The organism is Modestobacter sp. VKM Ac-2986, from assembly GCF_026967795.1.
Taxonomy (GTDB): Bacteria; Actinomycetota; Actinomycetes; order Mycobacteriales; family Geodermatophilaceae; genus Modestobacter.
Window position 1 is genome coordinate 1 of record NZ_JAPVBH010000003.1, and the last position, 21,741, is coordinate 21,741.

A 21,741-nucleotide genomic window follows, 5' to 3' on the forward strand; every position below is an offset into this window, starting at 1 on the left:
GGTGGAAGCGGCGCAAGTCGTGGAGCTGACCGGTACTAATAGGCCGAGGGCTTGACTCACACAACACCCAGCCCTTTCTGCTAGATGTCTCGCGTCCACTGTGTGGTTCTGAACGTACGGAACCCACCCCCCACTCACCCCACATGTTCGTCGTGGTGGTGAGGCCGGTCGGGGTGGGCCCGATAAGTTCACAGCGTTACGGCGGTCATGGCGAAAGGGAAACGCCCGGTCTCATTCCGAACCCGGAAGCTAAGCCTTTCAGCGCCGATGGTACTGCCCCGGGGACGGGGTGGGAGAGTAGGACGCCGCCGGACACAACTCAACGAAACGGGGGTCGGAGCTTAATGCTCCGGCTCCCGTTTCGTGCGTTTGTCCGCTCTCGTCGACCGACCAGCCCCCCGCGCAGCGGAGGTGGGCCGCGTGCGATGCCGTTCAGGTGCCCCCACCGGGCGTGCGCCGTTCATCAGTGAGGTACGTACACACCATGACTTCTCCCCGACGCGGGCCCGCGGGCTCCGATCGAGGCCGCGGCAACAGCGGCGGCGGGAGTGGCGCTCCCCGACAGGGTGGCGCCGGCCGTCCCGCACGTCCGGCCGGTCACCGCGGGTCCCGGCCCACCGGGTACGGCGCAGGCGCTGGTGGTGCCGGTGGCTCCAGTGGCGGCTCCGGTTCGTCACGTGACGATGCCTACCGTGCTCGCGGTGGTGCTGCCGGCGGCGAGTGGGGAGCCCGCCCCTCCGGTGGTCGTCCGCAGCGCGGCCGACCCCAGGGTGACGGTGCCCCCCGGCGCGACGCACAGGACCGCGGCCCGCGCACCGACCGCCCGGCTGGTGCCGGCCGCCCCCAGGGCGACCGGCCGTCGTACCAGGACCGCGCCCCCCGTGGGGAGCGATCCACGGGTGGCGGACGCCCCGCCGGTGGTGCCGGACGTCCCAGCGCTGGTGGTCGCCCGTCCGGTGACCGCCCGTCGTGGCAGGACCGCCGTCCGGCGGGCGCAGGCCGCCCGTCGGGTGACCGTCCCTCCTGGCAAGACCGCGCGCCCCGCGGTGACCGCCCCCAGGGTGGTGGCCGTCCCTCGGGTGACCGTCCCACCGGTGGCCGCCCGTCCGGTGACCGTCCCTCCTGGCAGGACCGCGCGCCCCGTGGTGACCGTCCCCAGGGTGGTGGCCGTCCCTCGGGTGACCGTCCCACCGGTGGGCGCCCGTCCGGTGACCGTCCCTCCTGGCAGGACCGTCGCCCGGGTCAGGACAGCCGGCCCGGTCAGGACCGCTCCGGTGGGAGCCGGCCCGCGTGGCAGGACCGTCGCCCCAGTGGCGACCGGCCTGCTGGTGGTCGTCCCTCGGGTGACCGCCCCGCGTGGCAGGACCGCCGTCCCGCTGGGGACCGTCCCAGCGGTGGCGGTCGCCCGTCCGGTGACCGCCCGGCGTGGCAGGACCGCCGCCCGGGTCAGGACAGCCGGCCCGGCCAGGACCGCCGTCCCGGTGGGGACCGCCCCGCGGGTGGTCGCCCGTCGGGTGACCGTCCCGCGTGGCAGGACCGCCGTCCCGGCGGGGACCGTCCCGCCGGTGGAGGTCGTCCCGCTGGGGACCGCCCCGCGTACCAGGACCGTGCGCCGCGCGGTGACCGGCCGCAGGGCGACCGGCCCTCGTGGCAGGACCGTCGTCCCGGGCAGGAGAGCCGACCGGGGCAGGACCGCCCGGCCGGCGGTCGTCCCTCCGGAGACCGCGCACCGCGCAGCGACCGTCCCTCGGGCGACCGCCCGACATGGCAGGACCGCCGTCCCGGCGGCGACCGGCCTGCCGGCGGTGACCGTCCGGCGGCCGGGGGGCGCCCCTCCGGCGACACCCCCTCGTGGCAGGACCGCCGTCCCGAGCGCCGTCCGGCTGCCGGACGTGACGAGGAGGGCGGCAGCCGGCCCGCCGGCCCGCCGATCCCGGAGTGGGCCGACCCCCGCGAGCTCGACCCGGTGGTCCGCTCCGCGCTGCGCAGCCTGGACTCCCGCAACGCCGAGCTGGTCGGCAAGCACCTCGCCGCCGCCGGTGGTCTCGTCGACGACGAGCCCGAGCTCGCCCTCCAGCACGCCCGGGCCGCCCGTGACCGCGCGTCGCGCATCGCCCCGGTGCGCGAGGCCGTGGGCGTCGCCGCTTACCTCGCGGGTGACTTCGCCGAGGCCGCCCGGGAGATCCGCGCCTACGCGCGGATGAGCGGCGACCAGAGCTACCGCGCCGTGCTCGCCGACTGCGAGCGCGCCCTGGGCCGACCGGAGAACGCGCTGCGGCTCGTGGCCGAGGCCTTCGAGGCACAGCCTGACGACGAGGAGCTCGTCGAGCTCCAGCTGGTCGAGGCCGGCGCCCGGCAGGACCTCGGTGAGCTCCCCGCCGCGGCCCTGATCCTGGAGGCCGCGCTCGGCGGCCGGCCGACCCCGGCCGGTCTCGGGCACCCCGACCTCGGCAAGCTCCGGCTGGCCACCGCCTACGCCGACCTGCTCGCCGCCCGCGGCGAGGAGGAGCTGGCCATGGAGTGGTACGGCGCCATCGCCGCAGCTGACCCCGACGACCTCACCGGCGTCTCCGACCACTTCCTCGACGACGAGGACGAGGAGGGCGACGAGCTCGACGGTGACGTGCTGGACGACGACGTGCTGGACGACGACGTGCTGGACGACGACGACGATGTCGAGGGCGACGACCTCCCCGGTGCCGACGCCGACGGGTCCTCGGCCGACGAGCCCGTCGTCGCGCCGGCCGTGGCGGCCGCGGTGGCCGACGCAGTCGACGCCGCTGAGGACGCCGATGACGAGGACGACGTCGACGAGGACGAACTCGACTTCGTCGCCGACGACGACATCGAGGCCGAGGTCGCGGAGCTGCTCGGGGAGGCGCCCCCGCCGCCGGTGGAGCGGGACCACAGCCGGCTCTTCCAGCAGGCGACGGAGCAGCAGCCGCCGACGAACTGACCCGCTCCGTCCACACCGGCCGGCGTCGTCCACAGAGTCGTGGCGACGCTGGCCGGTGGGGGAGCGGGCGGCCAGGCTCGAGACATGAGCCTGGCCGTCATCGATCGGAACGACGTCGTGCTGCGGGGGCGGCTGAGCGCGCCCCCGGAGCTGCGCCCCATGCCCAGCGGGGACACGCTGCTGCTGTTCAAGCTCGTCGTGCGACGGGAGAGCCCGCGGCCACGCGGCCCGAGGTCCGACGTGATCACCTGCGTCAGCTACGCACCCGCCCTGCAGCGCTACGCGGCGGCCTGGACCGTCGAGGACGTCGTCGAGGTCGAGGGGTCGCTGCAACGCCGGTTCTGGCGCACGCCCACCGGCACGGCCGTCGCCTACGAGGTCAACTGCCGCCGCGGCCGCAAGATCAGTCGCGGGACGCAGCGCGCTCCGGCTCGACCTGCCTGACGGTCAGTCCTCGTGCGGACGCAGCACCAGGCCGGTGCGGGGCTTGGGCACGAACAGCGTCGACTTGCGGGGCATGCGGGCCCCGGCCCGTGCCACCGCGGCCACGTCCGAGGGCGACGGCGAACGCAGCAGCAGCGCCACCCCGGCGCGCTCCTGCGCCGAGCGCAGCGCCTCGGCCACGTCGTGGCCGATCAGCACCGACCCCGGGTCGTCCGGCAGACCCCACAGCCGCGACAGCACCGCAGCGTGGGCCAGCACGACGTCCAGCCCGCGCCAGGCCGCCGGTGCCTCCGCCGGCACGGCCGCGAGCATCTCCGGGGCGGGGTCGGACAGCTCGGCGACGCGCACGCCGTCGGTGACCAGGAAGGCCGGCGCACCGCGATGCGCGGTCCAGTCCTCGACGACCCGGCGCAGGTCGCCGTCGGCGGGGGACAGGTCCTGCACCCGGAAGCCGGCGGCGGCCGAGGCCAGTGCGGCGTCGAGGCCCAGGTCGGGCACGACCCGGTGGATGGCCTGCAGGCGCAGCCCGCCGGCGCCCATGGGGGTCAGCAGTGCCAGCACGCTGCCGTGCCCGCCGACGGACTGCTGGTGGTCGCGGGCGGCGGCGAAGCGGTGGTGCCCGTCGGCGATCACCGCCCCGGTGCCGGCCAGTGCCCGGGTCAGCTGCGCGAGCACCTCGGGGTCGGTGACCCGCCACAGCCGGTGCACGACCCCGTCGGGGTCGCCGACCTCCAGGGTGGGCGGGCTGCCGGCGGCGACCCGGCGGGTCAGCTCGGCGACCTCGGCGTCCGGGTCGTGCGCCAGCACGATCGGCTCCAGGTCGGTGTGGGTGGCCGCGAGCAGGGCGGCGCGTCCGGCCACGGCGGGGGCGAAGGTGTCCTCGTGCGGCAGCACCGCCGCCGACCCGGGCGGGGGCACGGTGACCGCGCCCAGCCAGCCCGTCGTCGGCGCGCTGCCCGGGGCGCTCATCTCGTAGCGCCACAGCGCGGGCTCCTCGTCGCGCACCAGCACGCCGTCGGCCAGCCAGTTGCCCAGGGTGGTCGCCGCGACGGTGGCCGAGGCGCGGTCCCGGCCGGCACGGGTGCCCTCCGGGGTCTCCACCGGGTCGACGTCCGGCAGGATGAGGCGGACGATGTTGTGCGGATCGGCCGCGGCCAGTCGTTCGCGGCCCGCCGCGGTCACCAGGTCGTAGGCCGGCGAGCTCACCCTCGCCAGGTGCCCGGCGTCCTGGTCGCGGTAGAGCAGGGCACGGAACGGCCGGACGTCGAGGCCCGCTTCGTCAGGAGGCGGGGCGTCCGCCGACGTCGAGGGCACGTACTCGATCGTAGGAGCGCGTCGGCACACGGCCCGCAGCGGCGTCGGCCGTGGCGGGCACCTGCTGCCGGTGCACGCCAGGGAGGAGCGCGGTGGTCGACCCAGGACAGCCCGACGGCGGGGTCTACGAGTGGTACCAGCGTGGCCTGCAGCTGCTGGGGGACCGCAACCCGGCGGCGGCCGCGACCCTGCTCGAGCGCGCCGTCGCCGCCGAGCCCACCTCCCGGAGTGCGCGCGAGGCGCTGGCCCGGGCACAGTACGACGCCGGTCGCTACCGCGACGCGATCGACAGCTTCACCCACCTCATCGCCGCCAACCCCACCGACGACTACGCCCAGTTCGGGCTCGGCCTGGCCGCCAGCCGGGCCGGCGAGCTCGAGCTGGCCGCCGAGCACCTCGCCCTGGCCGTGGCCATGCGCCCCGACCTCGACCACTACGCCCGCGCGCTGCGCGGGGTCCGGGCCCGCCGTGGCCTGGCGGAGGAGCTCCCATGACCTGCACCCACATCTCCACCCGCACCCGGTGGTCCCGACGGTGAGCGGCGACCACGTCCCGCTGTCCGCTGGCACCGACGCGCCGCCCACCACCACGCACGACGTGGCGCTGCTCGACCTCGACGGGGTCGTCTACGTCGGGCCGGCCGCCGTCCCCGGGGTGCCCGAGGCGCTCACCGCCGCCCGCGCCGCCGGCATGCGCCTGGGGTTCGTCACCAACAACGCCGCGCGCACCCCCGAGCAGGTGGCCACCCACCTGACCGAGCTCGGCGTCCCGGCCGAGCCCGGCGACGTGATCACCAGCTCGCAGGCGGCCGCCACCGTGGTGGCCGGACTGGTCGGCGCGGGCGGCCGGGTGCTGGCCGTGGGCGGTCCGGGGGTCGCGACCGCGCTGACCGCCGCCGGGCTGACCGTCGTCGAGCGCGCCGAGGACTCCCCGGCCGCCGTCGTGCAGGGCTACGGCCCGGCGGTCGGGTGGGCGCAGCTGGCCGAGGCCGTCGTCGCCGTCCGCGGCGGGGCGCGGCACGTCGCGACCAACACCGACGCGACCATCCCCTCCCCGCGCGGCGTGCTGCCGGGCAACGGGGCGTTCGTCGGCGTGGTCAGCACGGTCACCGGGCAGCAGCCGCTGGTCACCGGCAAGCCGGACCCGGCCATGCACGCCGAGTGCGTGCGCCGCACCGGTGCCCGCCGGCCGCTGGTCGTGGGCGACCGGCTCGACACCGACATCGAGGGCGCGCGGCGGGCCGGCGCGGACAGCCTGCTGGTCCTCTCCGGTGTCGCCACCCCCGCGCACCTGCTGGCCGCCGGGCCCGACCACCGGCCCGACCTGCTCGCACCCGACGCCGCGGGGCTGCTCATCGGGCACCCGCCGGTGACGGGCGCCGGGGACGGCTGGGACTGCCGCGGGTGGCGGGCGGCGGCGACCGACGGGGTGCTCACCCTGCACGGGGCCGGCGCGGACGGCGGACCGACCGATGGGCTCGACGGGCTGCGGGCACTGGCCGTCGCCCACTGGGCGCAGCACCCGGACGCGGGCGCGCCCGCGGTGGTCCGCAGCGGCGACGCCGCGGCCGCCGAGGCACTCCGCGGCTGGGGGCTGGCCGGGGACTGACCGGCGGGCCGTGCGCAGGGCCCGCCGGCTCAGCAGCGGCCGGCGGGCCGCCGGGTGCTCAGAGCAGGGAGCGCAGCCGCAGCATGTCGCGCAGCCCGGCCTCCAGCTTGACCCGGCCGGCGGCCCAGGCCGGGGCGAAGGCGAGCTCGCCGGAGGTCAGCGCCAGCAGGTCGTCGCTGACCATCGTCAACCGGATGTCGGCCTTGGGCAGGGTCGGGGAGTCGGGCAGCGCGGTCATGTCGTGCACCTGACCGAGGGCCAGCCGACCCTGCACCACCTGGCCGAGGTCGGTGAGCCGGCAGGACACGGTGCGGTCGAGGTCCCGGGCGCCCTCGGCGGCGGCCAGCTTCCTGACGAAGCCGTCCAGGGCGGTCGTGCACTGCTCCAGCGTGGCCACGTGCGGCGTTCCTCCTCGAGCAGGGGACCGGGTCGACCCGCCGGAGGGCCCGGCGGTGCCGTCCGGCCGGGTGCCCGGCCGGGTGGTCCGGGGCGCGACGCTACCGGCGGTGCCCTCCCGCCGCCGAGGTCGGGAGGGCCGGGGCAGGTCTGTGTCCACCGTCCCGGCCGTGCACCGCCGCCCGTCGGTCCCGGCCGGTAACCTCGGGTCGCGCCGCCCCCCGGCGGCCGGCCCGCAGTGCCGCAGCAGGTGACCCGGCAGCGACGGACGACGGACGAGGAGGAGCGCGTGAGCCAGCCCGACCAGCCCCGACCGGTCCCCGGCCCGGCTGTCCCGCGCCCAGGCGCCGTCCCCGGCCCTGCCGTCCCGCGCCCAGGCGCCGTCCCCGGCCCGGCTGTCGCGCGACCTGGCGCCGTTCCGGGGTCGCCCGTCGCACCCACCGGTGCCGTGCCCCGTCCGGCCGTCCCGCGTCCGGGCGCCGTCCCGGGTCCGGGTGCGCCGCGTCCGGCCGCCGTCCCGGGTCCGGCGGTGGGCGTCCCGGCCGGCCCGTCGCCCTTCGCCGGGCTGACCGAGCGCCCGGTGTCCGAGCACGTCGCCGTGTTCGAGGCCGAGCACGACCGGCTGCAGCGCGAGCTGGCCACCATCGACCAGCTCTGATGGCCCGCCGCAGCCGGCTCGACGCCGAGCTCGTCCGCCGCGGACTGGCCCGCTCCCGCGAGCACGCCGTCACCCTCATCGCCGAGGGCCGGGTCACCGTGGGCGGGCAGGCCGCCACCAAGCCCGCCACTGGCGTGGAGGCCGGCGCCCCCGTCGTCGTCCGCACCGACCCCGACCAGCCCAGCTGGGTGTCCCGCGGGGCGCACAAGCTGCTCGGCGCCCTGGATGCCTTCCCGGTCGCCGTCGAGGGCCGGCGCGCGCTGGACGCCGGCGCCTCCACCGGCGGGTTCACCGAGGTGCTGCTGAGCCGCGGCGTCGGGGAGGTCGTCGCCGTCGACGTCGGCTACGGCGAGCTCGCCTGGTCGCTGCGCACCGACGAGCGGGTCGCGGTCCACGAGCGCACCAACGTGCGCGAGCTGACCCCGGAGACGATCGGCGGCCCGGTCGACCTGGTCGTCGCCGACCTCTCCTTCATCTCCCTGCGCCTGGTGCTGCCCGCCCTCACCGCCTGCGCGCGCCCGGACGCGGACCTGTTGCCCATGGTCAAGCCCCAGTTCGAGGTGGGGCGCGAGCGGATCGGCGCCGGCGGCGTCGTCCGCGACCTCGGGCACCGGGCCGACGCCGTGTTGACCGTGGCGCGCGCTGCAGCCGAGCTGGGCTGGGGCACCGCCGGTGTCGTGGCCAGCCCGCTGCCCGGCCCCGCCGGCAACGTGGAGTTCTTCTTGTGGCTGCGCCGCGACGCACCACCACCGGAGCAGGCCGACATCGACCGAGCAGTTCAGGAAGGACCACCGTGACCCAGAGCACCGTCGCTCCGGCCGGTCAGCCCACCCGCCGCGTGCTCCTGGCCGTGCACACCGGACGGGCCGACATCGTCGAGCTCGCCCGGGACACCGCGGCCCGGCTGACCCGGGCGGGCATCGTCGTCCGGCTGCTGGAGGACGAGGCCGAGGACCTGGCCGTGCCCGGTGCCGAGGTCTGCCCGTTCGGGCCCGGTGCCGCCGACGACGTGGAGCTCGTGCTGGTCCTGGGCGGTGACGGCACCTTCCTGCGCGCCGCGGAGCTCGCGCACAACAGCGACGCGGCCATCACCGGGGTCAACCTGGGCCGGGTCGGCTTCCTGGCCGAGACCGAGCCCGACGGCGTCGACGAGATGATCGGGGCCGTCGAGCGCCGCGAGTACCAGGTCGAGGAGCGGCTCACCCTCGACGCGACCGTCTTCGACGCGGCGGGCCGGCAGGTCGGCGACACCTGGGCGATGAACGAGGTGTCCATCGAGAAGGTGGAGCGAACCCGGGTGCTCGACGTGGTCCTGGAGGTCGACGGGCGGCCGCTGACCAGCTTCGGCTGCGACGGCGTGCTGTGCGCCACCCCGACCGGCTCCACCGCCTACGCGTTCTCCGCGGGCGGTCCGGTCGTGTGGCCCGACGTCGACGCCCTGCTCGTGGTGCCCACCAACGCCCACGCCCTCTTCGCCCGGCCGCTGGTGGCGTCCCCGTCCTCGGTGCTCACCGTCGCCATCCCGGCCGACGGCAACCGGGCCCGGGTGTCGGCCGACAGCCGCCGCGTCGTCGACGTCCCCGACGGCGGACGGGTCGAGGTCCGCCGCTCCGCCCGGCCCGTGCGCATCGCCCGGGTCAACCCGACGACGTTCAGCGACAAGCTGGTGGCCAAGTTCGGGCTGCCGGTGCGCGGGTTCCGTGACGCCCGCTCGCACGGCCCCGGCCACGAGGCCCCGGTCTTCACCCAGAACGTGCTCACCCGCGGCATCGCCACCGCCGGCACCGTGCTCCCCGGCACCGTGCCCGGCGCCGGTGCCCCGACCGAGGAGGCAGCCGGTGGCCACCCGCACCGCACGGCCTGACCGGACGACGGCCCGGAAGACGGCCGCCGCACCCGCCGGCACCACACCGGCCGACACCGCACCTGCGGACACCGCTCCCACCGGCGCGGCTCCGACCGGCGGCGCGCCCCGCAACGGCGCGCTGTCCGAGCTGCACCTGCACGGGCTCGGCTCGATCGACGACGTCACGCTGGAGCTGGGCCCGGGCCTGACCGTGGTGACCGGGGAGACCGGCGCCGGCAAGACCATGGTCGTCACCGGCCTGACCCTGCTGTTCGGTGGCCGCGCCGACCAGGGGCGCGTCCGCGCCGGGGTGCGTGCCGGGGTCGAGGGCCGGCTGGTGCTGCCCGCCGACTCCCCGGTGTGGGCCCGGGCGGCCGAGGCCGGTGCCGAGCCCGACGAGGACGGCAGCCTCATCCTGGCCCGCACGTTCAGCGCCGAGGGCCGCTCCCGGGCGCACCTGGGCGGACGCAGCGTGCCCGTCGGCGTGGTGTCCGAGCTGGCCGAGCAGCTGGTGGCCGTGCACGGCCAGACCGATCAGCTGCGGCTGACCCGCCCGGCCGAGCAGCGCCGCGCGCTGGACCGGTACGCCGGACCCGCGCACCTGGCCCTGCTGGAGCAGCACCGCGCCGCGCACGCCACCTGGCGCGCGCTGGCCGAGGACCTGGACCGCCGCCGCAGCCAGGCCCGTGAGCTGGCCCAGACCGCCGACGTCCTGCGGCACGGCCTGGAGGAGATCGCCGCCGTCGCGCCCGAGGAGGGTGAGGACGACGCGCTCGACGCCCAGGCCCGCCGGCTCGGTGACGCCGACGCGCTGCGGTCGGCCGCCGACGCGGCCCGGTTCGCGCTGGTCGGCGACGTCACCGGTGACCTGGGTGGGGGAGGGGACGCCGAGAGCGACGCCTCGACCGCCCTGGCGGTCGCCGAGCGGGCGCTGGCCGGTTCCGACGACCCGGCGCTGGTGCTGCTGGCCCGCGACCTGGCCGACGCCGTCGCCGTGGTCTCCGACGTGGCCGTCCAGCTGGCCGGCTACGTGGCCGACCTGGACGCCGACCCCGCACGGCTGGCCGAGGTGCTGGACCGGCGGGCGGTAATCACCGCGCTGGTCCGCAAGTACGCCGACGCGGGCGAGGGGCTGGCCGGGGTGCTGGCCTGGGCTGCCGACGCGGAGTCCCGGCTGTCCCAGCTCGACGTCTCCGACGAGGCGTTGGAGGCCCTGCAGGCCCAGCGCGACGCGGCCCGGGCCGAGCTCGACGCGCTCTCGGCGCAGGTGACCGCCGGCCGGCAGGCCGCCGCCACCGGGTTCGCCGCGGAGGTCGGTGCCGAGCTGGCGGGGCTGGCGATGAAGAACGCGCAGGTGTCCTTCCAGATCGACACCGACCCCACGCACCCCGGCCCTGAAGGTGTCGACGAGGTGCTGCTGCTGATGTCGCCGCACCCCGGCGCCCCGACCCGTCCGGTGCACAAGGGCGCCTCCGGCGGTGAGCTCTCCCGGGTGATGCTGGCCATCGAGGTGGTCTTCGCCGGTGCCGACCCGGTGCCGGTCATGGTCTTCGACGAGGTCGACGCCGGCGTCGGTGGCTCCGCGGCCGGGGAGATCGGTGCGCGGCTGGCCCGGCTGGCCGCCGAGCACCAGGTCGTGGTGGTCACCCACCTGGCCCAGGTCGCCGCCTTCGCCGACACCCACCTGGTGGTCGACAAGTCCCCGGACACCGCGCAGGGCGTCACCGCCACCGACATCCGCGCGGTGCGCGGGGAGGACCGGGTGCGCGAGCTGGCCCGGATGCTGTCCGGTCTGGCCGACAGCGACACCGGCCAGGCCCACGCCCGCGAACTGCTCGCCGTCGCCGCCGAGCGCCAGTAGGGACTCGGCCCCGAGGGGACGGCGCGGAGGGTGTGCGTCGTGGCCGCGCAGGGTGCCACGATGCCCGCGTGACCCATGACGCCCCGGCGGAGGTCAGCGCTCTGGCCATCAACGTGACCATCCCCGAGCAGCTCCGGTGGACCGACACGCGGCGCGGTGAGGAGTTCGTGCTCACCACGCTCAACGTCCGGCTGCTGCCGGACGGGCACCTGGCGGCCAAGGCCTACGGCCGGCCGGTCGCCGGTGGGCGGGGCGGCTACGTCTCCTTCCCCGTGCCCGACACCGAGGAGCTGGCGGCCCTGCTGTCGGAGGCTGCCGGCCAGGCCGGGGCGCTGTGGACGGCGCACCGCGGCCTCGGCTGACCGGCCCGCCCGTCCTCGGCAGCCCGCGGGCCCGGAAACAGCCCGCGCATCGGGACGCCGGCCCGACGACGGACGGGTCCGTCCTCAGCGGCGCTTGGCGTACCCCGCCAGGCCGAACTGCAGCAGCGACAGCCCGCGCTGACCACGGGTGCGCAGCTCGGCGACCAGCGCCGGCCCCGACGCCCCGGCCAGGATGCGGTCGCGGGCCAGCTCCAGCAGCGACGAGTACAGCCCCAGCACCGCGTTGGCGGCCAGCCACGGCTCCAGCTCACCGGGCGTGGCCCGGGTCTCCAGGATGATCTGCTCGGCCAGCGACTCGGTCAGCGTGCCGAGGATCTCCCGCTCGCGCGCCTGGAGGGTGCGACTGCCCCTGATCACCCGCGCCATCTCCGTCATGCCCTCGGCCGCGGCAGGGGAGCCCAGCTGGCTCACCGCGGCGACGACGAAGCCCCCGGCGGCCGCGGCCACGGACTCCCCGGCGGGCCGCCGGCGGACGGCGTCGAGCAGGGCGGCGCGCATCGGCGGGTCGGCCTCGAAGACCAGGCCCTCCTTGACCGGGAAGTGGTTGAACACCGTCTTCTCGACCACGCCCGCGCGCTGGGCGATCTCGCTCACGCTCACGGTGTCGAAGCCGCGCTCGACGAACAGCTCGGCGGCCGCGTCGACGATGGCCTCCCGGGTGCGCTGGCGGCGCTGCTCCCGCAGGTTGGGTCCCCGCCGGTCGCGGCGGCGCGCACGGCGTCCGGGGCCGGGGGCGTCGGCGGGCACCGCCTCACCCTCGGCGACCTCGGCGGGCACCGCCTCGCCCTCGTCGGCCTCGGCTGCGGCCGGGACGTCGTCCGGCTGGGGTGCGGTGGTGTTCGGCTCGATGCCGGCCTGCTCGATGCCGGCCTGCTCGGGGGCAACGGCCACCTCAGTGGTGAGCACGGCCGCGGGCGGCGCAGCGGTGGGGGGCACGGACGTGACCGCAGGCTCGGGCACCGGCGGGCGCGAGCGCAGCTCCACCACGGCCGCGGAGGTCTCGGGCTGCTCCTCCGGGGGCGCCGGCTGGACGGTCGTGGCGCCGTCCGGGGTCTCGGCGGGGTCGTCGAACACGACAGTCGCTGTACTCCGGCGCGCGGAGGCCCCTGCAGTCACAGCAGTCACGCTAGTGACGGGCCGGTCCCGTCCTGCTGCAGCGACGCGCACCCAGATCACGGGCGTGTCGCGGTCACACCGGTGTCGTCACTGTGCGTGGTCGATTGCTCGCTGATGCGCGTCGGGATCATGGCCAAGGGCGCCCGTGGGAGCATCCCGCCATGCGGATCGGCACGGTGCGGCGCGGACGAGTGCCCGACCCGGGACCGGGCGTGAGCGGTCCGGCGCGGCTGGACCGACGGACGAAGAACCTCACCAAGCGCCTGCGGCCCGGCGACATCGCCGTCATCGACCACCTCGACGTCGACCGGGTGGCCGCCGACGCCCTGGTGTCCTGCCAGGTCGCCGCCGTCGTCAACGCCGCGCCCAGCACGTCGGGCCGCTACCCCAACCTCGGCCCCGGCGTCCTGGTCGACGCGGGGATCCCGCTCATCGACGGGGTCGGCAAGGAGGTCTTCACCCGGGTCAAGGAGGGCGCACGGCTGCGGGTCGAGGGCGACCGGGTCTTCGCCGGGGACACGCTGGTCGCGCAGGGTGTCGAGCAGACCCCGGACAGCGTGGCCGAGGCCATGGTCGACGCCCGCGCCGGGCTGTCGGCGCAGCTGGAGGCCTTCGCGGCCAACACCATGGAGTACATGAAGCGCGAGCGCGCGCTGCTGCTCGACGGCGTGGGCGTGCCCGACGTGACCACCCGGATCGAGGGCCGGCACGTGCTGATCGTCGTCCGCGGCTACGACTACCGGGAGGACCTGCAGGCGCTGCGGCCGTACATCCGCGACTACCGGCCGGTGCTGATCGGCGTCGACGGCGGGGCCGACGCGCTCAAGGAGGCCGGCTACCAGCCGGACATGATCATCGGGGACATGGACTCGGTCAGTGACGCGGTGCTCCGCTGCGGCGCCGAGGTGGTCGTGCACGCCTACCCCGACGGCCAGGCGCCCGGCCTGAAGCGGGTCACCGACCTCGGCGTCCCCGCGATCACCTTCCCCGCCGCGGCCACCAGCGAGGACATCGCGATGCTGCTGGCCGACGAGAAGGGCGCCTCGCTCATCGTCGCCGTCGGCACGCACGCCACGCTCGTGGAGTTCCTGGACAAGGGCCGCGGCGGCATGGCCTCGACCTTCCTCACCCGGCTGCGGCTGGGCGGCAAGCTCGTCGACGCCAAGGGCGTGAGCCGGCTCTACCGCAGCCGCATCTCCACCCTCGCCCTGGTGTTCCTCGTGGTCGCCGCGCTCGCCTCGATCGCCGCGGCCCTGGCCGTGTCCACCGCCGGCCGGGTGTACTTCGACCTGTTGATCGACCAATGGGACAGCTTCGTGTTCTGGCTGGAGAACCTCTTCACGTGATCGACTTCCGCTACCACCTGGTCTCGCTGATCGCGGTCTTCCTGGCCGTGGCGCTCGGGATAGTCATCGGCACCACCCAGCTCAACGGGCCGGTGCTGACGAACCTGCAGGGCCAGGTCAGCGCGCTCCAGACGGACAAGCGGGCACTGGAGGACCAGAGCCGGGAGCTGCAGGCGCAATTGGACGACGTCGGCAGCTTCGACGAGGCCGTCGGCCCGGCGCTGGTCGAGGGCAGCCTGTCCGGGCGCAGCGTCGTCCTGGTGGTCGGCTCCGAGGACGTGGCCCCCGACGTGCTCGAGGGGCTCACCGCCCTGCTGGGCAGCGCGGGCGCGACCGTGACCGGCACCATCCGGCTCACCCCCGGGTACGGCGACCCGGCCAACGACGCCGCGGTGGAGGCCTACGTCTCCGGCCCCGGCCGGCCGGCCGGCCTGGACCCGGCGGACGCCGGCGACCCCGCGGGCCTGGCCGCCGACCTGCTCGCCGAGGTGCTGATGGTGCCCCCGGCCGACGCCGGCACCGCCGGGCCGGTCCCCGCCTCGGCCACCTCCTCGGTGCTGGCCGGGCTGGAGGAGCTGGGGGTGCTCAGCCGGGACACCTCCTCGGTGACGCCGGCCGACCACGCCGTGCTGCTGACCGCCGGGGTGCTCACCGACGAGAACGCCCTGCCCCGCACCGAGGCCCTGGTGCAGCTGGTCACCGCCCTGGACCGGCGCGGTTCCGGCGCCGTGGCCGCGGGCGACCCGACCACCGTCGACGACGGCGGCCTCCTGCGGGCCCTGCGCGCCGACACCTCGGTCTCGGCGGTGGTCTCCACCGTCGACAACGTGACCGTGCCCGCCGGCCGGATCAGCACCGTGCTGGCGCTGGCCGCCGAGAGCCGCGGCACGACCGGTGCCTACGGGAGCGGCGAGGACACCCAGCCCGTCCCGCCGGCGTCGTGACCGGCCGCCGGGGTCTGACGGCGGCCGCGGCCGGGGTGCTGGGCGCCCGGACCGGGCTGGCCGTGGCCGGGCGCGTCCCGGGTGCGCGCTGGCAGCGCACCAACTTCGCCGGCCGGCCGGTGAGCCTGCTCGGCGGACCGGTGCTGGCCGCCGCCGCGACCGGCGCCGCCGTGCTCGGCGCCCCGACCGGGCACCGGGCCGCCGCAGCGGTGGTGGGCACGGTCGCCGGGCTCGTGGGCAGCTACGACGACCTGGCCGGCGCCCGCCCCGAGCAGGCCCGGGACAAGGGGCTGGCCGGGCACCTGGCCGCGCTGCGGGATGGCCGGGTGTCCGCGGGCGCGGTCAAGGTCGTCGGGATCGGTGCCGCCGCATCCGTCGCCGCGGTCCTCACCCGGCGGGGGAGCGCGGCCGACGCCGTCCTCACCGTCGGGCTGGTCGCCGGGACGGCGAACCTGGTCAACCTGCTGGACCTGCGACCGGGGCGGGCCGGCAAGGCCGCCGTCCTGCTGGCCGGGGCGACCCTCGGCGGTCCGGCCGGTGGGCTGTCCGCCGGGGCGCTGGGCGCGACCGCCGGACTGCTGCCGGCCGACCTCGGCGAGCGGGTGATGCTCGGCGACTGCGGGGCCAACGCGCTGGGCGCGCTGCTGGGGCTGCGGCTGGCCGACCTGCCCGGGCGCCCGGGCCGGGCTGGCCTGCTCGCGGTCGTCACCGCGCTGACCCTGGCCAGCGAGAAGGTGAGCTTCACCCGGGTCATCGAGTCGACCCCCGGTCTGCGCGAGCTCGACCAGCTCGGCCGCCGCAGCACGTGACCCCCTCCACCCGGCGGGCCCTGGTGCAGGGGGCGGCCGGTGCGGCCCTGCTGATCTCGGTGCTCACCGTGCTGTCCCGGCTGGCCGGGTTCGGCCGCACCGTCGTGTTCACCAACACCGTGGGCGCCGGCAGCACCGGGGACACCTACCTGGCCGCCAACACCGTCCCCAACGTCGTCTTCGAGGTCGTCGCCGGCGGTGCGTTGGCGAGCCTGGTCGTGCCGATGCTGGCCGGGGGGATCGCCGCCGGGGACCGCGAGCAGGTGCGGCGCACCGCCTCGGCGCTGCTGGGCTGGACCCTCCTGCTGCTGGTCCCGCTCGCCCTGGGCGTGGCGCTGCTCGCCCGGCCGATCGCCGCCGGGCTGCTGGGCGGCGGCGACCCCGCGCAGGTCGACCTGGCGGCGCGGCTGCTGCTGGTCTTCGCGCCGCAGGTCGTGCTCTACGGCATCGGCATCGTGCTCACCGGCGTCCTGCAGGCCCATCGCCGGTTCGCCGGGCCGGCGCTGGCGCCGCTGCTGTCCTCGCTGGTCGTCGCCGGCGCCTACCTGGTGTTCGCCGCGATCGGCGGCAGCCGGGACGTCGCCGGCCTGGGCACCGCCGCCGAGCTCGTGCTGGGCATGGGGACGACGCTGGGCGTGGTCGCGCTGAGCCTGTCGCTGCTCGGCCCGCTGCGCCGGCTGCGGCTGGGCCTGCGCCCGGCGCTGCGGTTCCCGGTCGGGGCCGCACCCCGGGTGCGCCGGCTCGCGCTGGCCGGGGTGGTCACGCTGGCCGGGCAGCAGCTGGTCACCGTGGTGGCGATCCGGCTGGCCAACGACGGCGCCCCCGACGGCACCCAGGTCGTCCTCGTCGCGGCCATGACGCTCTTCCTGCTGCCCTGGGCGGCGCTGGCGGTGCCCCTGGCCACCTCGGTCTACCCGGCGCTGAGCGAGCGCGCGGCGGCCGGCGACGAGGCCGGCTACCGGCGGGCGCTGGCCCCGGCCGCGGTGCTCACCGTGGTCACCGCGGCGGTCGCCGCCGCCGGGCTGGTCGCGGTCGCGGGGCCGGTCGCCCGGGTCTTCCTCGCCTCGGCCACCGACGCCGCCGCAGCACCGGCGCTGCGGGCCGCCGTCCTCGGGTTCGCCCCCGGGCTGGTCGGCTACGCGCTGGTGGCGCTGCTGTCCCGGGCGCTGTACGCCCGCGGCACGTGGCGGGCACCGACGGTCTGCCTCACCGCCGGCTGGCTGGTCGCGGTCGCTGCCGACCTGGTGCTCGCCGCCGCCCTGCCGCCCGCGGACCGCGCGCTGGCCCTGGGTGCCGGGCACAGCATCGGGGTCACCGTGGCCGGGGCGTCGCTGCTGGCCGTCGTCGTGCGGGTCGCCGGGCCCGGTGCGCTCACCGGCGTGCTGCGCACCGGGGTGCCCGCCCTCGGCGCCGCGGTGCTCGCCGGGGCCGCCGGCCTGCTGACGTCCGCCGCGCTGGGCGCCGACCCGGTGCCGCGTGGCGGGGTGGCGTCGGCGGTCGGCGTCGGCGTGGTGAGCGGGGGAGTCGTCCTGCTCGTCGCGGCCGCCGTGCTGGCGGCCACCGCCCGCCGGCCGCTCACCGCGGCCCTGCGGGGGCTGCGCACACCGGAGGGGGAGACGAGTGGCTGAGCTGACCGACCGACGGGTCACCGAGGTGCTGGCCACCAGCACCGGCGGCGTCGGCACCCACCTGCGCTCGGTGCTGCCGGCCCTGGTCGCGGCCGGTGCGGACGTCCGGGTGTGCGGCCCGCGGGCCACCGAGGAGCTGTTCGGCTTCACCGCCACCGGCGCGGACTTCCGCGAGGTCGGCGTCTCCGCCGGGCTCGCCCCGGCCGCCGACCTGCGCGCGGTCCGGGCGCTGCGCCGGACGGCCGCCGGCAGCGACCTGGTGCACGCCCACGGGCTGCGCGCCGGGCTGGTCGCCGCGCTGGCCGGCCACCGGCCCCTGGTCCTGACGCTGCACAACGCCGCCCCGCCCGGGGGCGGGCTCCGGCGCCGGGTGCTGGACGCCGCCGAGCGGGCCACCGTCCGCGCCGCCGACGTGGTGCTGGCCGCCTCGGCCGACCTCGCCGCCAACGCCGTCCGGCTGGGTGCCCGCGACGTCCGGGCGGCGCCGGTGTCGGCGCCCCCGCTGCCGCCGCCCACCCGCCCGCGGGCGCAGGTGCGCGCCGAGCTGGGGCTGGACGACGCCCGGCCGCTGGTGCTGGCCGTGGGCCGGCTGCACCCGCAGAAGGGCTATGACGTGCTGCTGGACGTCCTGGCCGCAGGTGTCGCCGGTGACCCGCTGGTCGCCGTCGCCGGGGACGGGCCGCTGCACGACGCACTCGCCGCGCGCGTCACCGCCGGGGGGCTGCCGGTGACCCTGCTGGGCCGCCGCACCGACGTCGCCGACCTGCTCGCCGCCGCCGACGTCGTCGTCCTGCCCTCGGTGTGGGAGGCCCGCTCGCTCACCGCCCAGGAGGCGCTGCGCTCCGGCGTCCCGCTGGTGGCCACCGCGGTGGGCGGCGTCCCGGAGCTGGTCGGGGACGCCGCCGTGCTCGTCCCGGCCGGGGACGCCGGTGCGCTGGCCGCTGCGCTGGGCGGGCTGCTCACCGACCCGGCGCGGCGCGCGGAGCTGGCGGCGGCCGGACCGCGGCAGGCGGCGGGCTGGCCGGACGAGGCGGCGACCGCGGCCCAGTTGGTCACCGTGTACGCGGAGCTGCTGGCCCGGCGCTGAGAAGTGCGGGGGAGCCCGTGTTAACGTCGGCGTCCGTGGGTCGACAGGCAGAATCCGGCAACCGTTCGCTCCCCAACTCCCAGCCGACGAAGTTCGTCTTCGTCACCGGCGGCGTCGTGTCGTCCCTGGGCAAGGGCCTGACCGCGAGCTCCCTGGGGGCACTGCTCTCCAGCCGTGGGCTGCGGGTCACCATGCAGAAGCTGGACCCGTACCTCAACGTGGACCCCGGCACCATGAACCCGTTCCAGCACGGCGAGGTCTTCGTGACCGAGGACGGCGCCGAGACCGACCTGGACATCGGGCACTACGAGCGGTTCCTGGACACCGACCTCACCGGCCGGGCCAACGTGACCACCGGCCAGGTCTACTCCGACGTGATCGCCCGGGAGCGGCGCGGGGAGTACCTCGGCGACACCGTGCAGGTCATCCCGCACATCACCAACGAGATCAAGGCCCGGATGCTGGCCGGCGCCGACTCCGCCGAGCGGGTCGACGTGGTGATCACCGAGATCGGCGGCACGGTCGGCGACATCGAGTCGCTGCCGTTCCTGGAGGCCGCCCGCCAGGTGCGCCACGAGATCGGCCGGGACAACTGCTTCTTCCTGCACATCTCGCTGATCCCCTACATCGCGCCCTCCGGTGAGCTGAAGACCAAGCCGACCCAGCACTCGGTGGCCCAGCTGCGCAGCATCGGCATCCAGCCCGACGCGATCGTCTGCCGTTCCGACCGGCCGATCAGCGAGGGCCTCAAGCGCAAGATCAGCCTGATGTGCGACACCGACGCCGAGGGCGTGGTGTCCTGCCCGGACGCCCCCTCGATCTACGACATCCCGCGGGTGCTGCACCGGGAAGGCCTGGACGCCTACGTCGTCCGTCGCCTCGGCCTGCCCTTCCGGGACGTCGACTGGACCGTGTGGGGTGACCTGCTCGACCGGGTCCACGCCCCGAAGCAGACCGTCACCGTCGCCCTGGTCGGCAAGTACATCGACCTGCCCGACGCCTACCTGTCGGTGACCGAGGCGCTGCGGGCCGGCGGGTTCGCCCACCGCTCCCGGGTGCAGATCCGCTGGGTGCCCTCCGACGACTGCGAGACCCCCGAGGGCGCCCGGGCCGCGCTGGCCGGGGTGGACGGCGTCTGCATCCCCGGCGGCTTCGGTGTCCGCGGCATCGAGGGCAAGCTCGGCGCCATCACGCACGCCCGGGAGAACGGCATCCCGACCTTGGGGCTGTGCCTGGGCCTGCAGTGCATGGTCATCGAGACCGCGCGCAACCTGGCCGGCATCGCCGGGGCCAACTCCACCGAGTTCGACCCGGATACCCCCGACGCGGTCATCTCCACCATGGCCACCCAGCTCGACGTCGTCGCCGGGCGCGGGGACATGGGCGGCACCATGCGCCTGGGCAGCTACCCGGCGACGCTGGCCAAGGGCTCGGTCGCGGCCGCCGCCTACGGCGCCACGGAGATCACCGAGCGGCACCGGCACCGCTACGAGGTCGCCAACGCCTACCGCGACCGGCTCACCGAGGCCGGCCTGGTCTTCTCCGGCACCTCGCCCGACGGCCTGCTGGTCGAGTTCGCCGAGCTGCCCGCCGACGTCCACCCGTTCTTCGTCGGCACCCAGGCCCACCCCGAGCTCAAGAGCCGCCCGACCCGGCCGCACCCGCTGTTCGCCGCGTTCGTGGCCGCCGCGGCCTCCTTCCAGGACGCCGCCCGGCTGCCGGTGCCCGACGAGGAGCCGGTCGGGATCTGATGAGTCACGACTACGAGGTGCTGTCGACCGAGACGGTCTACGACGGGCGGGTCATCTCGCTGCGGAGGGACACCGTGGCCATGCCCGGCGGGGGCGAGAGCGTCCGCGAGGTCGTGCACCACGGCGGCGCGGTCGGCATCGTCGCCCTCGACGACGAGGACCGGGTCGTGATGCTGCGCCAGTACCGGCACCCGGTCGGGGAACACATGTGGGAGGTGCCGGCCGGCCTGCTGGACGTCGACGGCGAGGCCCCCGTCGACGCCGCCCGCCGCGAGCTGGCCGAGGAGGTGCAGCTGTCGGCGGAGCGCTGGTCGCTGCTGACCACGCACCACCCCTCGCCGGGCTTCTGCGACGAGAAGGTGCTGCTGTACCTGGCCGAGGGCCTGGCGTCGGTCGACCGGCCCGAGGGCTTCGTGGTCGAGCACGAGGAGCTGGACATGACCGTCGAGCGCGTGCCGCTGACGGAGGCCGTGCAGTGGGTGTTCGACGGCACGATCCGCAACTCCCTCGCCGCCATCGGGGTGCTCGCCGCCGCCCAGGTGCGGGCCACCGCGCCGCGGCTGCGCCCGCTCGACGCGGTCTGAGCCCTCGGTCCCAGCCGCCTGCACCGGCGGACGGCCGCGCCACAGCGCGGCCGTCCGTGCGCCGGCCCGTGCCGCCGCGCGGGTCGAGCCGCTCCACCTGACGTTGAGCCGCGCCACGGCCCGGCTCAACGTCAGCTGAGGCGGGTCAAGCCGGTCGGTGGTGGACCCGGTCGGTGGTGGGGCGCCCGGTCGGTGCGGGTCGACCTGCACCGGGCGGGGTCCAGCCGCGTGCGCACGCGGCTCCACACTGCGCCGCCCGGGTCAACCCGGCTGGGTCGCGGCGCCCTCGTCGGTCGGCAGCGTCAGCCCGAGTCGCTGCAGCTCCAGCCCGGCCAGGGCCCGGACGGCGGCCGGGTCGCCGGCCCGCCACCCGGCGCCGGTGCCGGGGGGCAGCGCGGCCAGCCGGCTCAGCGGTGCGGTCGCCATCGCCCGCGCCGCGAGCAGCTCGAGGTCGCCCACGCCCTGCGCGCCGTGCGCCAGCAGCCGGTCGGTGGCCCGGGCCTCGCGCAGCCAGCCCAGCCGCCACGGCAGCCAGCGCAGCAGCAACCAGCCCACCGGCAGCACCACCAGGACCACGGCCAGCACCGTGGCCAGCGTCGAGACGGCGTCCTGGGCGCCCTGCCCGGCCCCGGTGACCTGCGCCCCGGCGTCCCCGAGGGCGTCGAAGGGCGTGGCGAGCTCGTCGCCGACCACCGGGACGCCGTCGGCCGCGCCGGCGGCGCTGCCCATGGTGTCCGAGATCGACCGGCCCAGGTCCGACAGCGCGCGGCCGGGCTCGGCCAGGACCAGCACGGCCCGGTGCACCACCCGGGCGACCAGCAGCCACGCCACCAGCCAGACCACCAGGCCCAGGTCGGCGGCCACCTGCCGGGCGCGGCGGTCGGGTCGGTCGGCGTACAGGCGCATCAGCGGGGCTCCCGGGAACGGGCGGGTGGGTCCCCGGCATGGTGCGGCACCCCGGCCCGGGACGGCGATCCGGGTGCGCAAGAACGGTCGGGCGCCGGGACCGC

Annotated in this window: 20 protein-coding genes and 1 rRNA gene; 17 read left to right on the forward strand and 4 right to left on the reverse strand. The window is 76.7% G+C overall.

Translation table 11 applies throughout. From position 1 onward, the window contains the following. The first annotated feature begins 197 nt into the window (after window positions 1–197). The 3 genes from rrf to O2W14_RS07965 all read left to right on the forward strand — a co-directional run bounded on the left by rrf (window position 198) and on the right by O2W14_RS07965 (window position 3,400). Window positions 198–314 (forward strand): 5S ribosomal RNA (rrf, locus tag O2W14_RS07955). A 1,652-nt stretch (window positions 315–1,966) separates the two neighbouring features. Then, window positions 1,967–2,956, forward strand: a complete 990-nt coding sequence (locus O2W14_RS07960; protein WP_269175543.1) for a hypothetical protein — start codon at window positions 1,967–1,969, stop codon at window positions 2,954–2,956. A gap of 84 nt (window positions 2,957–3,040) precedes the next feature. Further along, window positions 3,041–3,400: a single-stranded DNA-binding protein gene (locus O2W14_RS07965; RefSeq protein ID WP_269175544.1), complete on the forward strand. Its 360-nt coding sequence runs from the start codon at window positions 3,041–3,043 to the stop codon at window positions 3,398–3,400. Between the two features lie 3 nt (window positions 3,401–3,403). Here O2W14_RS07965 and O2W14_RS07970 read toward each other — a convergent pair whose 3' ends face one another. Continuing rightward, window positions 3,404–4,714 (reverse strand): DUF1015 domain-containing protein, encoded by a 1,311-nt coding sequence (locus O2W14_RS07970; RefSeq protein WP_269175545.1) that lies wholly within the window; start codon window positions 4,712–4,714, stop codon window positions 3,404–3,406. Between the two features lie 92 nt (window positions 4,715–4,806). Between O2W14_RS07970 and O2W14_RS07975 the strand changes: the two genes are divergently transcribed. Both O2W14_RS07975 and O2W14_RS07980 read left to right on the forward strand, forming a co-directional pair. Continuing rightward, complete coding sequence (locus O2W14_RS07975; RefSeq protein ID WP_269175546.1) at window positions 4,807–5,208, forward strand: tetratricopeptide repeat protein; 402 nt, start codon at window positions 4,807–4,809, stop codon at window positions 5,206–5,208. A gap of 40 nt (window positions 5,209–5,248) precedes the next feature. Continuing rightward, entirely contained in the window at window positions 5,249–6,322 is a 1,074-nt protein-coding gene (locus O2W14_RS07980) for an HAD-IIA family hydrolase (protein WP_269175547.1), read from the forward strand. Window positions 6,323–6,380: 58 nt separating this feature from the next. Here the strand turns inward: O2W14_RS07980 and O2W14_RS07985 are convergent, their stop codons facing one another. Beyond that, window positions 6,381–6,719, reverse strand: coding sequence for a sterol-binding protein (locus O2W14_RS07985; protein WP_269175548.1), 339 nt, complete (start codon window positions 6,717–6,719; stop codon window positions 6,381–6,383). 528 nt (window positions 6,720–7,247) lie between these two features. Here O2W14_RS07985 and O2W14_RS07990 point away from each other — a divergent pair. The 5 genes from O2W14_RS07990 to O2W14_RS08010 all read left to right on the forward strand — a co-directional run bounded on the left by O2W14_RS07990 (window position 7,248) and on the right by O2W14_RS08010 (window position 11,445). Further along, window positions 7,248–7,376 carry a hypothetical protein gene (locus O2W14_RS07990; protein ID WP_269175549.1) on the forward strand — a complete coding sequence of 43 codons (129 nt, stop codon included), beginning with the start codon at window positions 7,248–7,250 and terminating at the stop codon, window positions 7,374–7,376. Continuing rightward, entirely contained in the window at window positions 7,376–8,173 is a 798-nt protein-coding gene (locus tag O2W14_RS07995; protein ID WP_269175550.1) for a TlyA family RNA methyltransferase, read from the forward strand. Before O2W14_RS07990 ends, O2W14_RS07995 begins: the two co-directional genes overlap by 1 nt. Then, entirely contained in the window at window positions 8,170–9,240 is a 1,071-nt protein-coding gene (locus tag O2W14_RS08000; RefSeq protein WP_269175551.1) for an NAD kinase, read from the forward strand. Before O2W14_RS07995 ends, O2W14_RS08000 begins: the two co-directional genes overlap by 4 nt. Continuing rightward, the gene (recN, locus tag O2W14_RS08005) at window positions 9,215–11,083 is read left to right on the forward strand and encodes a DNA repair protein RecN (protein WP_269175552.1); all 1,869 of its coding nucleotides are present in this window, start codon (window positions 9,215–9,217) and stop codon (window positions 11,081–11,083) included. The genes O2W14_RS08000 and recN overlap by 26 nt, the downstream gene beginning before the upstream one ends. A 68-nt stretch (window positions 11,084–11,151) precedes the next feature. Further along, on the forward strand, window positions 11,152–11,445 hold the full coding sequence (locus O2W14_RS08010) for a hypothetical protein (RefSeq protein WP_269175553.1): 294 nt from the start codon (window positions 11,152–11,154) through the stop codon (window positions 11,443–11,445). Between the two features lie 84 nt (window positions 11,446–11,529). On the opposite strand, the gene O2W14_RS08015 is transcribed toward O2W14_RS08010, so the two are convergent. Beyond that, complete coding sequence (locus O2W14_RS08015) at window positions 11,530–12,540, reverse strand: TetR/AcrR family transcriptional regulator (protein WP_269175554.1); 1,011 nt, start codon at window positions 12,538–12,540, stop codon at window positions 11,530–11,532. Between the two features lie 254 nt (window positions 12,541–12,794). On the opposite strand from O2W14_RS08015, the gene steA reads away from it, so the two are divergent. From steA to O2W14_RS08050, 7 genes are read left to right on the forward strand one after another with little or no spacing between them, the layout of a single operon-like run. Then, window positions 12,795–13,928, forward strand: a complete 1,134-nt coding sequence (gene steA, locus O2W14_RS08020; protein ID WP_269175555.1) for a putative cytokinetic ring protein SteA — start codon at window positions 12,795–12,797, stop codon at window positions 13,926–13,928. Continuing rightward, window positions 13,925–14,872: a copper transporter gene (locus O2W14_RS08025; RefSeq protein WP_269175556.1), complete on the forward strand. Its 948-nt coding sequence runs from the start codon at window positions 13,925–13,927 to the stop codon at window positions 14,870–14,872. Before steA ends, O2W14_RS08025 begins: the two co-directional genes overlap by 4 nt. Further along, window positions 14,869–15,681, forward strand: a complete 813-nt coding sequence (locus tag O2W14_RS08030; RefSeq protein ID WP_269175557.1) for a hypothetical protein — start codon at window positions 14,869–14,871, stop codon at window positions 15,679–15,681. The genes O2W14_RS08025 and O2W14_RS08030 overlap by 4 nt, the downstream gene beginning before the upstream one ends. After that, entirely contained in the window at window positions 15,678–17,309 is a 1,632-nt protein-coding gene (gene murJ / locus O2W14_RS08035; RefSeq protein ID WP_269175558.1) for a murein biosynthesis integral membrane protein MurJ, read from the forward strand. The genes O2W14_RS08030 and murJ overlap by 4 nt, the downstream gene beginning before the upstream one ends. Further along, window positions 17,302–18,396 carry a glycosyltransferase family 4 protein gene (locus tag O2W14_RS08040; protein ID WP_269175559.1) on the forward strand — a complete coding sequence of 365 codons (1,095 nt, stop codon included), beginning with the start codon at window positions 17,302–17,304 and terminating at the stop codon, window positions 18,394–18,396. The genes murJ and O2W14_RS08040 overlap by 8 nt, the downstream gene beginning before the upstream one ends. 35 nt (window positions 18,397–18,431) lie before the next feature. Continuing rightward, a complete protein-coding gene (locus O2W14_RS08045; protein WP_269175560.1) occupies window positions 18,432–20,147 on the forward strand; it encodes a CTP synthase in 1,716 nt (571 codons plus the stop codon). Further along, entirely contained in the window at window positions 20,147–20,731 is a 585-nt protein-coding gene (locus O2W14_RS08050) for an NUDIX domain-containing protein (protein ID WP_269175561.1), read from the forward strand. The genes O2W14_RS08045 and O2W14_RS08050 overlap by 1 nt, the downstream gene beginning before the upstream one ends. Before the next feature lie 261 nt (window positions 20,732–20,992). On the opposite strand, the gene O2W14_RS08055 is transcribed toward O2W14_RS08050, so the two are convergent. Then, the gene (locus tag O2W14_RS08055; RefSeq protein ID WP_269175562.1) at window positions 20,993–21,637 is read right to left on the reverse strand and encodes a hypothetical protein; all 645 of its coding nucleotides are present in this window, start codon (window positions 21,635–21,637) and stop codon (window positions 20,993–20,995) included. Window positions 21,638–21,741 lie beyond the last annotated feature (104 nt).

Bases quoted from the DNA above. Each gene is read 5' to 3' on its own strand.
- O2W14_RS08055 (WP_269175562.1), bottom strand. From the start codon at position 21,637: ATGCGCCTGTACGCCGACCGACCCGACCGCCGCGCCCGGCAGGTGGCC.
- O2W14_RS07965 (WP_269175544.1), top strand. From the start codon at position 3,041: ATGAGCCTGGCCGTCATCGATCGGAACGACGTCGTGCTGCGGGGGCGG.
- O2W14_RS08050 (WP_269175561.1), top strand. From the start codon at position 20,147: ATGAGTCACGACTACGAGGTGCTGTCGACCGAGACGGTCTACGACGGG.
- O2W14_RS07995 (WP_269175550.1), top strand. From the start codon at position 7,376: ATGGCCCGCCGCAGCCGGCTCGACGCCGAGCTCGTCCGCCGCGGACTG.